The 13,423-nt window shown below is 63.8% G+C and carries 11 protein-coding genes; 8 read left to right on the plus strand and 3 right to left on the minus strand.

Features of this window, described 5'->3' with window-relative positions; translation table 11 throughout:
• The first annotated feature begins 162 nt into the window (after positions 1 to 162).
• On the plus strand, positions 163 to 1,341 hold the full coding sequence (locus B4F51_RS06720) for a hypothetical protein (protein WP_414706706.1): 1,179 nt from the start codon (positions 163 to 165) through the stop codon (positions 1,339 to 1,341).
• 30 nt (positions 1,342 to 1,371) lie between these two features.
• Here the strand turns inward: B4F51_RS06720 and B4F51_RS06725 are convergent, their stop codons facing one another.
• Both B4F51_RS06725 and B4F51_RS06730 read right to left on the minus strand, forming a co-directional pair.
• Positions 1,372 to 1,680 (minus strand): DUF1272 domain-containing protein, encoded by a 309-nt coding sequence (locus tag B4F51_RS06725; RefSeq protein ID WP_296224309.1) that lies wholly within the window; start codon positions 1,678 to 1,680, stop codon positions 1,372 to 1,374.
• A gap of 118 nt (positions 1,681 to 1,798) precedes the next feature.
• Positions 1,799 to 3,259, minus strand: a complete 1,461-nt coding sequence (locus tag B4F51_RS06730; protein ID WP_296224310.1) for an MFS transporter — start codon at positions 3,257 to 3,259, stop codon at positions 1,799 to 1,801.
• Between the two features lie 169 nt (positions 3,260 to 3,428).
• Between B4F51_RS06730 and B4F51_RS06735 the strand changes: the two genes are divergently transcribed.
• From B4F51_RS06735 to B4F51_RS06765, 7 genes are all read left to right on the plus strand, one after another.
• Complete coding sequence (locus tag B4F51_RS06735; RefSeq protein ID WP_296224311.1) at positions 3,429 to 4,040, plus strand: TetR/AcrR family transcriptional regulator; 612 nt, start codon at positions 3,429 to 3,431, stop codon at positions 4,038 to 4,040.
• Positions 4,041 to 4,079: 39 nt separating this feature from the next.
• Positions 4,080 to 5,114, plus strand: coding sequence for a TraB/GumN family protein (locus B4F51_RS06740; RefSeq protein WP_296224312.1), 1,035 nt, complete (start codon positions 4,080 to 4,082; stop codon positions 5,112 to 5,114).
• Positions 5,115 to 5,177: 63 nt separating this feature from the next.
• A complete protein-coding gene (locus tag B4F51_RS06745; RefSeq protein WP_296224313.1) occupies positions 5,178 to 5,510 on the plus strand; it encodes a YnfA family protein in 333 nt (110 codons plus the stop codon).
• Positions 5,511 to 5,657: 147 nt separating this feature from the next.
• Complete coding sequence (locus tag B4F51_RS06750) at positions 5,658 to 5,963, plus strand: hypothetical protein (protein WP_296224314.1); 306 nt, start codon at positions 5,658 to 5,660, stop codon at positions 5,961 to 5,963.
• Between the two features lie 1,316 nt (positions 5,964 to 7,279).
• A complete protein-coding gene (locus tag B4F51_RS06755; protein ID WP_296224363.1) occupies positions 7,280 to 9,091 on the plus strand; it encodes a S10 family serine carboxypeptidase-like protein in 1,812 nt (603 codons plus the stop codon).
• A gap of 14 nt (positions 9,092 to 9,105) precedes the next feature.
• Positions 9,106 to 9,498 (plus strand): 2-oxoglutarate dehydrogenase, encoded by a 393-nt coding sequence (locus B4F51_RS06760; RefSeq protein WP_296224315.1) that lies wholly within the window; start codon positions 9,106 to 9,108, stop codon positions 9,496 to 9,498.
• Positions 9,499 to 9,722: 224 nt separating this feature from the next.
• Positions 9,723 to 11,861 (plus strand): ATP-dependent helicase, encoded by a 2,139-nt coding sequence (locus tag B4F51_RS06765; RefSeq protein WP_296224316.1) that lies wholly within the window; start codon positions 9,723 to 9,725, stop codon positions 11,859 to 11,861.
• Here B4F51_RS06765 and mdtD read toward each other — a convergent pair whose 3' ends face one another.
• A complete protein-coding gene (gene mdtD, locus B4F51_RS06770; protein ID WP_296224317.1) occupies positions 11,862 to 13,286 on the minus strand; it encodes a multidrug transporter subunit MdtD in 1,425 nt (474 codons plus the stop codon). It lies immediately after the preceding gene.
• Positions 13,287 to 13,423: the final 137 nt, after the last annotated feature.

Raw genomic sequence — 13,423 nt, forward strand, 5'->3', positions numbered from 1 at the left:
AGTATAACGCCGCACAAAGTTCCACACTTTTGCCGCGACATCCCGTCGCGCAGGGCACATTACCTTGCTATCCGACCGGAATTAGTCTTAATTATTGGAGTAGCTATAATTTATACCAAACTCAATAATTCAGTCTAAAACAGGGCTTTCATGGATTCCCGCATCGACTCTGGCGACACCAGCCGCTTCAACTTCCACCGCCAGGACCTCGCCCACACGCTGTGCGAGAGCCTGGAGGGCAAGGGCTTGGCCGACGCGCGCTCGGGCCTGTTCCTGGCCGCGCCCCGGCGCACCGGCAAAAGCACCTTCCTGCGTGAAGACCTGGTGCCGGAAGTCGAGCGCCGCAAGTGGATCTCCATCTACGTTGACCTGTGGGCCGACCGCGCCCGCGACCCCGGCCTGCTGATCGCCGATGCCATCAAATCCAAGCTGGCCGAGTTCGATGGGCCGATTGCCAAGCTGGCCAAGTCGGCCGGCATGGAGAAGGTCGACGTGCTGCGCACCTTCACCTTCAACCTCGGCAAGATCGGGCTGCCGCCGGGCATCACGCTGGCCGATGCGCTCGATGTGCTCTATAAGGCGGCACAGCGGCCCGTCGTGCTGATCATCGATGAGGCGCAGCACGCGCTGTCCACCGAGGCGGGCACCAATGCCATGTTTGCGCTCAAGGCCGCGCGCGACCAGATGAACCAGGGAGTGGAAGCACCGCGCCTGTTCCTGGTTTTCACGGGCTCCAACCGCGACAAGCTGGCCAACCTGCTGCTCAACCGCACGCAGCCCTTCTTCGGCTCGCGCGTGACCAACTTCCCGCTGCTCGGCCGCGCCTACGTGGCGGCCTACACAGCGTGGGTCAACCAGCATCTGGCGCCCGACAATCAGTTCAAGGAAGACGACATGTTCGCGGCCTTCCAACTGGTTGGGCACCGGCCGGAAATGCTCAAGGGCATCGTCAGCGAGATCGCGCTGGAGCTGGGTGCAGCCGCCAACCTGGGCGAGTTGCTCAAGCGCGGCGCGCAAGGCTTTCGCGACCGCATCTGGGGTGAGATCGAAAGCGACTACAGCGCGCTGACCGAGATCCAGCGCGCCGTGCTGGCGGTGCTGATCGAGCGCGGGCCAGGCTATTCGCCGTTCTCGGAAGATTCAATGAAGGCGTATGCCGCACGGCTTGGCCATAGCGACTTTTCTACGGCCACGGTGCAGGCGGCGCTCGACGCGCTGCGCGACAAGAACCTGATCTGGAAGGAATCGCGTGGCGCGTATGCGCTGGAAGACGAAAGCCTGGCGCTGTGGTTTCGCGAGACACGTGGCGCGCATGCCGTGCCGCCCAAGCTCGGCGCCTAGGAGCCGACCCCACGCATGCAGCCTGAGCGCTTACCGGCGCGCCGGATCCATAGTGCGCAGTGCCGCCGCAAACCGCGCATGCACCTCAAGATCGACAGGACGGTACTTGACCGTCATGCTCGCGGGGTGCTTGCCGAGATAGTTGCCGTTCTTCCAATCCTTTGAGGGCCGCACCGGCCGGGGTGCAAAGCCGCCGCCGCAGTTCGGGCAAACGTTGCCGAGAAGGGTGTCGACACACGCTGCGCAGAACGTGCATTCGAACGAGCAGATGCGCGCCTCGGTTGACTCAGGCGGAAGTGCACGATTGCAGTGTTCACAGCTGGGGCGGAGTTCAAGCATGGTGGCCTCAAAGGTGGGCCTGGAGACACCGCCAAGATACTCATGCACCCGAAGTGCCGCCACGCCGTAAACGGACAATCGCGAGCCAAATCCTGCCATCGTGACGACCACGCCCGCGCTACAGCGGCTCGGCCATCGCGACCACGGCCGGTGAACGGCCCAGCAGTGCCCACACCACCACCGCCGATATCACTGACACCCCGGCCAGCGCACGTGCCAACTGCGTGAACGCCGCGCCGTAAGCGGAAGTCAGCATCGGACTCGAGCCCGCCGGCAGCAAGGCCAGCGCGGCCGACACATTGCCCATGGCGGTGCGGTGTGCGGCCTCCATCCACGTGCCCGCGCTGACCACGCCTGACGTGCCGGTCTGCGCCACGATCAGCGCCGAGAGCACGGCGCCCACCACGGCCAGCGCAATCGCCTCGCCGGCCACGCGTGTGGTGCTGAAGATGCCGGTGGCCATGCCAGCGCGCTCCTTGGGCACCACGCTCACCGACAGGCCATCCATCAACCCCCAGGCGAAACCGGTGCCGAAGCCCGTCAGCAGCATCGGCGCAATCCACGCGGTCGCGGGCTGGCCCGGCGCAACATCGCCCAGCCACCAGAAGCCCACGGCTGCCAGCAGCAGCCCGAAGCAAGTGAGCGTCGCCGCCGACCACCGGTGCGCCAGTTGCACCGCCAACAGCGGTACAGCCAGCAACGGCAGCGACAGGGCAATCATCGTGATGCCGGCTTCGGTCTCGCCCTGCCCTTCGATGCCGATCAGGCGCGCGGGCAATACGACCAGCATCACCACGTAGCACGCTGTGGCAATGGGCAGGAACTGCACACCCACAAAACGGCGGAAGCGGAACAACGACAGATCCAGCATCGGCCGCGTCACACGCTGCTCGATGACGATGAACGCTGTCAGCCCAAGCGCCGCCGCCGCGAACAACGCCAGCACCACGCCATCGGCCCGGCCGCGCTCGGGCACTTCCATCAACGCCCACGTCAGCAGCACCAGCGTGGCGGTGAAACTGGCCGCGCCGGCCCAATCCACGCCGCGCGCCTGCGGATCGCGCGTCTCGCGCATGCAGGGCACACCAAACACAAACGCCAGCGTGCCCACCACCGCACACAGCACAAAGATGGCGCGCCAGCCCATCGTCTGCACCAGCGCGCCGGCAATCAGCGGCCCAAAAGCCAGGCCCACGCCGAAGGTCGTGCCAAGCAGGCTGAAGGCGCGGATGCGCGCATGCCCGTCAAACTCCTGCGCCAGCGCGGCCGAACCGCCTGCCATCGACAACGCCGCCGCCACGCCCTGCAGCGCCCGCAGCCAGCCGATGGCCATCACGCTGGGCGCCATCGCCACGCCAATCGACGCCAGCACGAACAGCGCAATCCCGCTGGCAAAAATCCGCTTGCGGCCATACGCATCCGCCATGGCGCCCGCCACCATCAGGCAACTGCCGAACGCCAGCATGAAGCCGTTGACCACCCAGTTGAGCGCCGTGGCGCTGCCGCCCAGCGTGCGCCCGATGGCCGGCGTGGCCACCGCTGCACCAGTAAAAGACAGCGGCAGGATCACCCCTGCCATGCAAACCGCCGCCAGCACCAACCAGCGCCCAGCGTGGACTTGTGTTGTGTTCTCCAAGGGAGACCCCTCATTTATATATCGATTGATACATAAATTAAGGGCACGACACGGCCAGCGTCAAGGATTAATATATTGCCCGGTACATAAATAGGGATTTCAGGAATTCATCATGGCGACACGCGGACGCCCCCGCACCTTCGACCGCGACGAAGCCTTGCGCCAGGCCATGACCGTGTTCTGGGCGCGCGGCTACGAAGGCACCACGCTCGACGAACTCAAGCAGGCGATGGGCGGCATTACCGCGCCCAGCTTCTACGCCGCATTCGGCTCGAAGGAGGCGCTCTTCCGCGAGGCGGTGGCGCTGTACCGGCAGACGGCCGGCAGCACAACGGCGGTTGCGCTCACCGAGCCGGCCACCGCACGCGAGTCGATCGATGCGCTCCTGCGCAGTAACGCCATCGCCTTCAGCCAGCCCGACGCACCGCGCGGCTGCATGGTGGTACTGGGGGCGCTACTGTGCTCGGCGCCCAATGAGCAGGTGCAGGAAGACATGCGCGCGATCCGGCTGGAGACCGTCGACGCCATTCGCGCACGCATCCGCCGCGGCATCGACGAAGGCGACGTGCCGGCCACGGCAAATGCCGATGCGCTGGGCGGCTACTACGCGACGGTGCTCAACGGCCTGTCGATCCAGGCGCGAGACGGCGCCTCGCGCGAAGCACTGCTTGCCACCGTCGACTGCGCAATGGCCACGTGGGACGCGATGGCCGGCGCCCGATAAACTGCGCACCGACACAACAACATCCCGGGGGATCGCCACATGGCACGCAATCGCACCACATGGCGCGCGCTGATGCTCGCGCTTGGCTTGTTGTGCGCCATCGGCGCCGCCGCGCAAGACGTACCGCCTACGCCGCCTGCATCGCCTGCAACGTCACAAGCCGCCGCAAACTGCCCGCCACCGGCCACCCAGTTCATCCCCAAAGACGGCTGGGCCGCCACTGCCCAGCGCGCCACCGACCACGGCCTGCTCTGGCGCATCGAGAAGGATGGCCACACGTCGTGGCTGTACGGCACGATCCACGTCGCACATGCCGACTGGATGCTGCCCGGGCCCACCGTGCGCGACGCACTCAAGCACAGCGACGCCGTCGCGCTCGAACTCGACCTGCTCGACAAGGAAGCCAACCGCAAGGCCCTCGAGGCACGCAAGGCCAACAACGACCGCAGCCTGATGGCCGGCCGGCGCGGCGAACGCTTCAACAAGCTGTTGGCTGCGGCCTGCCTGCCCGAACCGGCGCTGGCGCAGGTCCGCAAGTTTCAGCCGACCATGCAGCTTGCTTCCCTGGCCGTGCTGGGTGCACGCACCGACGGGCTCTATCCCGACTTCGGCATCGACCTGTTCCTGACCGGCTACGCCAACAAAGCACACCTGCCCATCGTGCCGCTGGAAACCCTGGCCGAGCAGTTGCGTGTACTGGACGAGATCGTGCCGAAGAACGAGATGGCGCAGGCGTTCGATACGGTGCTCGACGCCATCGAATCGGGCGAGGCGCGCACGCAGACGCTGACACTGGCCAACGCCTGGGCCGATAGCGACCTCGATACGCTGGAGCGCTATCCGCAATGGTGCGATTGCCTGAAGACGCCGTCCGAGAAGCGCGCCTTCAAGCGGCTGGTGACGAACCGCAACCGCGCGATGGCCAACAACATCGCCCGCGTGCATGCGAGCGGCCAGCGCGTGTTCGGCGCCGTGGGGGCGCTGCATATGGTTGGGCCGCAAGGTTTGCCGGCCCTGCTGGCGGCGCGCGGCTTTACGGTCACACCGGTGCTGCCGGCAACATCAGCACGCTGACCGCCGGCGCTCGCGTGCCACAATCGGCGCGATTTGACCTCTGATCGCCTCCGGCGCCGACCCTTGGACCTCCTTCGCATTGCTTTGCTGTTTGCCGTCACGGCCGTGGCGGAAATCGTCGGCTGCTACCTGCCATGGCTCGTGCTGCGGCAAGGCAAGCCCGTCTGGCTACTGCTGCCGGCTGCGGCGTCGCTGGCGCTGTTCGCGTGGCTGCTGACGCTGCATCCCACGGCTGCCGGCCGCACGTATGCTGCCTATGGAGGCATGTACATCGCCGTGGCGCTGGCATGGCTGCGCCTTGTCGATGGTGCGGCGCTCACGCGATGGGACATCGGCGGCGCGGCCATCGCGCTGGCCGGCATGGCGGTGATTGCACTGCAGCCGCAGGCGGGTTGACCAGCCGCTTGATCTTTACGCTTTCCTGATCGCAAAGGAACCCTAAGGCTCCGCTACGATCCGATGGTGGATCATTGTTACCGACAGCCATGCTGCGGACGGCAGCCGGCCGCCCTCACTCCCCTCGTTCTTGCCCTGGAGGCCCCGATGCCTGCAACCCTCAAACATGTCTTCGTGGCGTTGACGCTGCTGTCCGCCACCATGAGCGCCAATGCGCTGACAACGGCGTCCACGACATTGACCGATCAGGATGTCCAGACGATGCTTGCCCAAAGCCAACCGGCGCAACCACGGCAAGCGCCCGCACCGACCTCGCAGCCGACACTGCGCATCGGCCTGTCCGATCCGAATACCCAGCTTGTGCTGCCTTGGTTCCTCGCGGATCTGGTGGACGCCGTGAATCAGCGCACCTCGCCGCATGACTTGGCAAAGAAGCTCCGGGACGGCATCTGACCCTGCGTTCCAACTGGCGGGTGTCGCGGCGCTGGATATTCACCCAGCGATTTCCGTGACATCCCACCGTGCTTGTCGCCTCCCCTCCTGACATCGCCAGCGCTCCCGCGCATCTAGCGCAACTGAACGGGCTGCAACGCCGGCCCCGTCTCGCCCGCCGCTCCGTAAGCCTTCACCATGACAGGTGTCGGCTCGGCCGCCAATCATTCCATTGAAGCCCTCACTCGCTTGCTCAGGCCCACGCCGCCAAGATCGAGCGCAGCAAGTTCCGTTCTTCCATCCAGCACAACGCGCCAAGATCAGGACGCGCACCCAGAACGGCCAATGCGCGTGTTCAGTTCGTCTTAACAGAGATCATAGAAACTTCTCTATCAAAACATTAAAAACTTCCAGCGTAACCCTCTGCGGTGGTGTAAACATGACAAATCCCTTAGCGTGCTCAGATTGATTCATTGATTTCCGACACCCATCACGACGCAAATCATTTCGCACCTGACGCATTGACCGGAACCGCCAAGCGATAGCCAACGGATTCCACGAAGCACTCGCGCAAATAGATGCAAGATTTTCCTATTCAGCTTTAGCAAGCATGGGTTTAGCATCAAGATTACAAAACCCGAAAACCGAGGCGACACTCTATTGATACGGGCAACTTCGCCTCTATGATTCAATCGCTCTTTTGACGCCGATCTAAAGGCGGGAATTGATTAAAACACCCAAGAGGTGTACAAAACGGCCACAGAGACACCCCCTCCATGGCCCGGCAACAATCCTGATCCGGGAGAGAACATGTTGTCCGCAAGATTGCAGCGAAGCGATAAAGCAAGAGCATTACTTGGGCACATGACAAAAAGAGGCTTACCGCCCCAGACTCAATCAACGCCGCACCATCGACGCACAACTGGCGCGTGGTCAAGCGATAGCGACATCACCAAACCGAGCCATCCGGTTGCTCCGGCCACAACGGATAGAGAACGCGGCGTCAATTTTCCCAATTCGCCGCCAGAGCCCGCTTTCAACCTGATGATTTTCAAGCCGCCATTTTCCGGTGGCCGAGGTTGCACTTAGCGCCTTTCAACGCAAGCCAGGAGAGCCCCTCCCAGGTTATTGGCTTGCGTGAAACCCGCCGCTAATGCTCCGATCGTATTAAGAAGATTATCGGCAGACATTTATCAGCGTCTTTTGATCACCGGATAGAAATCCTTTTGATTTCACCGGTGGCGTCCAATCGTGCGCCGGTTTTTTGCTGCCCATTTTCTGACAGATTCATCTACGCAAGCGGCTTTTTTCGTGTCTCATCAATGACAGGGATGCAAATGAAACCAAACCGTAGTTCCAGTGGTAATGGCCCCGGCTATTCTCCTGCTTTGGGACGGCTGGTCGGAGCAGGCGCACTGCTTGTCGGCGTATCGCTTGTCACAGGGTGCGGGGGCGGTGACGGCAGCCCCACGGCGTCCACATTGAGTGCCAACCAGGCAGCCGCGAGCGCGCAAACGCTGTCGGCCAACCAACCCTATGTTGATCCAGTCGCGTATTCGTCCAATGCGACGGATAGCCTGGATGCGTCGCAGGTCTCAGAGCAAGCAGCGGTCATGCACTATCAATGGACTGCTGGCCAAACCCCGGTGAGCTACACAACAACCACCGGCCATCTGACTGCATCGGACTCAAGCGGCAACCCCGAGGCAACGATGTCGTATGTCGCGTACACGGCGCCCAGCGCCAACGGGCAGCCGCGGCCGGTCACGTTCTTCTACAACGGGGGGCCGGGTTCTTCGTCGATCTGGTTGCGCCTGGGTTCGTTCGCGCCCACGCGAGTCGCAACGCCCGATCCGCTGCTGACCAACTGGCCGAACTACCCCGTCGTCGATAACGCGCAGAGCCTGATCGACACCACGGACATGGTGTTCATCGATCCGCCGGGGACCGGTCTTTCGGAAGCGATTGCGCCGAACACCAACCAGACGTTCTGGGGCAGCGATGCGGACGTCAACGTCATGCGCGATTTCATCCAGCGCTATCTGACAGCCAACAATCGCAGCAGCTCGCCCATCTATCTTTACGGCGAATCGTATGGCACCCCGCGCACCGACATGCTGGCGCTCGCGCTGGAATCGGCAGGCGTGCACCTCACCGGCATCGTGCTGCAATCGTCCATCCTGAACTACTTTGCCGATGCGGTTGAAGCTACGGCCATTGAGAACTCAACCGCTGGGTTGACGCTCGCGACCGATACGCTTGTGGGCTATTACCCCGGCTATGCCGCAGTGGCCTCTTATTTCAACCAGGTCTCGCCGAGCCAGCCCAACCAGTCGCAATACGCGCTGCAGTCTGAACAGTTCGTCACGAACAAATACAGCCAGTTCAAGACGTACTCGCAGTCATGGGCACTCAGCCAGCTCGGCTCGCCTAACGCGCTCGGCGCGCCAAAGTACCCATCACGGACAACTCTCGCCTCTTGGGAGGCGCCGTCCAGCCTGACGTTGCAAGCGCTGCAGGGTTACTTCAACAGGAATCCGTTCACCACGTCGCTCTTGCCCGGCACGACGATTGGGCGGTATGACGGTCGTGTTTCGCTTCCGAATTCGGATTCACGCCTGACGAACGACTCGGATCCGTCGGACATTCTGATCTCGCAACCGTTCACCACCGCGTTGCAGACGCAAATGCCAAACTACCTGGGCTATACGGCGCCCAACGCAACGTACGCTCCGCTGAACGACAACATCATCAGCGCGTGGGATTTCTCCCACGATGGCCAGCCGCTGCCGGACACCTTGCCCGACCTGCTCGCTGCGCTTCAGCTCAACCCACAGTTGAAGGTGCTTGCGTCAAACGGCTACCACGATCTCGCGACGCCGTTCTTTAACACCGAGAAGCAACTGGCACGTCTGCAAACCGTGCAGGGCCTGAACCCTAACCTGCAGGTCACCTTCTACCAGGGCGGGCACATGATCTACCTGGATGACGTGGCCCGGCCGCAGATGAAGAGCGACCTTGTCGCGTACTTCGGCGGTCAGTCCATTCCGTCCGCACTGACATTGGCAACGCTGCCAGCTCCGTGGGCGGACGAGAACCCCGCCGGCACGCCAACGCTCACCGCACAGACTGCTGCGCCTAAACTTTGATTGAAGGAGTGATCATGTCCCCTATCGATATGCTGCGGCGCAGCCTGCCGCCCATTCTCCTCGGCGTGCTGATTGGTCAGGCTTACGCCGCGCCCACAACGCAGTCTGTGGCGCCGGTGACCCTTCCCAAGGGCGGCCATGGCGTAGATGGCCCGTTTTTCCCGACTCAACGAGCAGTACCTGTGAGCCCCACCACAGGCGCGCAATTGCAGCAGGAAGCCCAGCAACGCATTGCAAAGCGGCTGAACGAAAACGCCGTGCTGAGCAACGGCGGCTCGATCACGAAAACACAAGCAAAGGCCAGCGGCCTGGGCTTCGTGGCCAAGCACTTCGACCAGATCGACACAACCCATTCGGGCCACGTTTCGACGGGTGATGTCCAGCGGTACTTGCAGCAAAGTCACTAGGCGCGCCTGACGCGCTCGCAGTCGTCTTGCTTCGCGTGGCTGTCGCTTGATACGGCGGCGTGAAGCAAGATCCGGGTTGATGGCACACCCGCTACCTGGGTGTGCCATCACCGATCTGCCCTCCAAAACGCCAGGCATTCAACGGCGCCAACATCCCCTCACTTTTCGCGGACAGGCAACACAGTGCTGTATATTCATACAGTTATTTTTTGTGACACCTCGCTGTGCCTGCCACCTCCCTCACTCCTGACACCGTCAGCGCCCCAGCGTACCTGGCACAACTGAATGACCAACAGCGCCAGGCGGTCGAGTTCGGCATTTCCGGGGCCGACGCGGCCGAGACCGGCCCGCTGCTGGTACTGGCCGGCGCGGGGTCGGGTAAAACACACACGCTGGGCTGGCGCGTCGCGCATCTGGTGGCCAACGGAGCGGACCCGCAGCGCATCTTGCTGCTGACGTTCTCGCGCCGGGCCGCGAGCGAGCTGTCCAACCGCGCGGGCCACCTGCTGGCGCGCGCCATGCAGGCCGAGAGCGGCAATCGCGCCCTGAACGCCGCCGGCACGGCATACCAAACCACCCTGCCCTGGGCCGGCACCTACCACGGCATCGGCGCGCGCCTGCTGCGCGAATACGCCGAGCGCGTCGGCCTCGCGCCCGACTTCACCATCCACGACCGCAGCGACTCGGCCGATCTGCTCAACGTCGTACGCCACGAGTTGAACCTGTCGACCAAGGAACGCCGCTTCCCGCTCAAGCAGACGTGCCTCGCCATTTACTCGCGCGCCATCAACGCAGAGAGCCCGCTCGATGCCGTGCTCAAGCAGCACTTCCCATGGTGCGCGATGTGGCAGACACAACTGCGCACGCTGTTCGACGCGTACGTGGAAGCCAAGCAGGCCCAGCACGTGCTCGATTACGACGACCTGCTGCTCTACTGGCATGCGATGGTGTCCGACGCGGAGCTGGCGGCCGAGATCGGCGCGCGCTTCGACCACATCCTCGTCGACGAATACCAGGACACGAACCGGCTGCAGTCGTCCATCCTGCGCGCGCTGCGTCCGGACGGCCGTGGCGTGACGGTGGTGGGCGACGACGCGCAGTCGATCTACGCCTTTCGTGCGGCGACGGTGCGCAACATCCTCGACTTCCCGCGCCACTTCTCGCGGCCGGCGCATACGGTGCTGCTGGAACGCAACTACCGGTCGACACAGCCGATCCTGGATGCGTCGAACGGCGTGATGCGCTTTGCTACCGAGCGCTTTGCCAAGACGCTGTGGACGGATCGCGCGTCAACGCATCGCCCACGTTTGATCTCGGTGCGCGATGAAGCGGAGCAGGCGCGCTGCGTAGCCGAGCAGGTGCTGCATCAGCGCGAAGGCGGGCTGGCACTGAAATCGCAAGCCGTGCTGTTCCGTACCGCCAGCCACAGCGCGCCGCTAGAGATCGAGCTCACGCGCCGCAACATCCCTTTCGTGAAATACGGCGGCCTCAAGTTTCTGGAAGCCTCGCACGTAAAAGATGTGCTCTCGGTGCTGCGCTGGGCCGAAAACCCGCGCAACCGCATCGCCGGGTTTCGCGTCATCCAGTTGCTGCCGGGCGCTGGCCCCGCCACCGCCGCCCGCGTGCTCGATGCGATGGCCGAAGCGATGGACCCGATTGCCGCGCTGCTCGGCTACGAGCCGCCCGCCCGCCTGGCTGGCGACTGGGCTGCGCTGATGGCGCTGATGGAAACCCTGCGCCAGCCCAAGGACAGCCTGGCATGGGCCAGCGAGCTGGAAGCCGTGGGCGCCTGGTACGCGCCGCACATGGAGCGCCTGCACGACGATGCCGCCGTGCGCCAGGGTGATCTGGACCAGCTCGCCCGCATGGCCGCCACCTACGCCACGCGTGAGCGCTTCCTGACCGAGATGACGCTGGACCCGCCCGAGCTGACCAGCGATGAATCCGGCGACCCATACCGCGACGAGGACTACCTGATCCTCTCGACCATCCATTCGTCGAAGGGCCAGGAGTGGAAAGCGGTGTACGTGCTCAATGCCGTGGACGGCTGCATGCCCGCCGACCTGGGCGCGGGCTCGCATGAAGAACTGGAAGAGGAGCGCCGCCTGCTCTACGTGGCCATGACGCGCGCGCGCGAGCACCTCGACATCCTGGTGCCACAACGCTTCTATGTCACGCAGCAGACGCCCAATGGCGACCGGCACATCTACGCATCGCGCACGCGTTTCATTCCGCCGGCGCTGCTGCCGCTGTTCGAGGCCTGTGCATGGCCTCCGCCCGAGCCCGGCGCGGACCCCGCAGCAGAAGCACGTGCAGCCGCCAAGGTCGATCTGACCAAGAAGATGCGCGGCTACTGGAAGTGATTACTCCACCTCCAGCCCTGTGTGCTTGGTTGCCTGCGTCGACTCAGCCCGCGAAAGCTGCGCGAAGATCCATGCCGCCGCACCGGTCATGACGCCGACGCAGATGAAGGTCTTGTGAAAGGCCGCGAGCGTGTCGCGCCCTTCCGGGCCAACGGTGAAGTCGGTAAAGCCTGTGAGCAACGCGCCGGCCGCCGCCACACCCAGGCTCATCGACAGCATCATGACCATGGACAGCATGCTGTTGCCCGCACTGGCCAGAGGCCCTGTCAGGTCCTTGAGCGTGAGCGTGTTCATGGCCGTGAACTGCATCGAGTTGAAGGTGCCGAACAGCGCCAGTTGCACGATGCGCAGCCACAGCGGCCACCCAGGCGTCACCAGCGCAAAGCTCGCCATCATCAACCCGACCATCAGCGTGTTGCTGAACAGCATCTGGCGATAACCAAAACGCTTGATGCACCAGTTGCCCAGCGGCTTGGCCGCCATGCCGGCTGCCGCCACCGGCACCATCATCAGCCCGGCCTCCAGCGGCGAATAGCCCAGGCTTACCTGCAGCAGCAGCGGGATCAGGAACGGCATGCCGCCGCTACCGATGCGCGCGAACAGATTGCCCAGGATGCCCACAGAAAAACTGGGCACGGCAAACAGCGAACGCGGAAACAGCGGCCCCACCACGCGCCCGGCGTGCAACCAGTACGCAGTGAGCGCTGCCAGCCCGAAGATCAGCAACACCAGCACCGTGGCCTGTTTGAAGCCCAGCCCGGATAGCCCATCCAGCGAAAACGACACCGCCGCCATGCCGAAGGCCAGCATCAGGTAGCCCGACCAATCGAAGCGGCTCTCATCATCCGTGCGAACGTCGGGCATGATCTTGAGCGTGACCAGCGCGCCGATCACGCCCACCGGAATGTTGATCAGGAAGATCCAGTGCCACGACACCGCCTGCACCAGCCAACCACCCAGCGTCGGGCCGATCAGCGGGCCGATCAATCCCGGGATGGTGACGAAGCTCATGGCCGGCAGGAACTGCTCGCGCGGCACCACGCGCAGCACCGTCAGCCGCCCTACCGGCATCAGCAGCGCGCCCCCCACGCCCTGCACCACGCGCGAGGCGATCAGCATGGTCAGGCTGCGCGACTCCGCGCACAACAATGATCCGACCGTGAACAGGAAGATTGCCGCGAAGAACGTGCGCCGCGTGCCGAAGCGGTCGGCCAGCCAGCCCGAGGCCGGCATCAGCATGGCGGTCGTCAGCGTGTAGGCGATGATGACCGACTGCATCTTCAGCGGGCTCTCCGACAGGCTGCGTGCCATGGCCGGCAAGGCTGTATTGACGATGGTGGAATCCAGCGTCTGCATGAAGAGGCCGACGGCCACCAGCCAGAGCAGCGGCTGGAGGGACTTGTCGACGGAAACGGAGGAGGACATAGGAGGATGCTGACGAGAAGTCAGCCGCCATTGTGGCGTGCGCAGCGCAAGCCCGCAAACGATGCACTGCGCATGCCGCCCTACCGCCAACAAGGGCACTGGCCCACGCCTATACTGATGGGCGTTCGTCCCCGCCG

Source organism: Ralstonia sp. UBA689 (assembly GCF_002298975.1).
Classification (GTDB): Bacteria; Pseudomonadota; Gammaproteobacteria; order Burkholderiales; family Burkholderiaceae; genus Ralstonia.

Coding starts and splice junctions, on each gene's coding strand:
- B4F51_RS06755 (WP_296224363.1), top strand. CDS start 7,280: ATGAAACCAAACCGTAGTTCCAGTGGTAATGGCCCCGGCTATTCTCCT.
- B4F51_RS06740 (WP_296224312.1), top strand. CDS start 4,080: ATGGCACGCAATCGCACCACATGGCGCGCGCTGATGCTCGCGCTTGGC.
- B4F51_RS06725 (WP_296224309.1), bottom strand. CDS start 1,680: ATGCTTGAACTCCGCCCCAGCTGTGAACACTGCAATCGTGCACTTCCG.
- B4F51_RS06730 (WP_296224310.1), bottom strand. CDS start 3,259: ATGGCAGGGGTGATCCTGCCGCTGTCTTTTACTGGTGCAGCGGTGGCC.
- B4F51_RS06750 (WP_296224314.1), top strand. CDS start 5,658: ATGCCTGCAACCCTCAAACATGTCTTCGTGGCGTTGACGCTGCTGTCC.
- mdtD (WP_296224317.1), bottom strand. CDS start 13,286: ATGTCCTCCTCCGTTTCCGTCGACAAGTCCCTCCAGCCGCTGCTCTGG.
- B4F51_RS06760 (WP_296224315.1), top strand. CDS start 9,106: ATGTCCCCTATCGATATGCTGCGGCGCAGCCTGCCGCCCATTCTCCTC.
- B4F51_RS06735 (WP_296224311.1), top strand. CDS start 3,429: ATGGCGACACGCGGACGCCCCCGCACCTTCGACCGCGACGAAGCCTTG.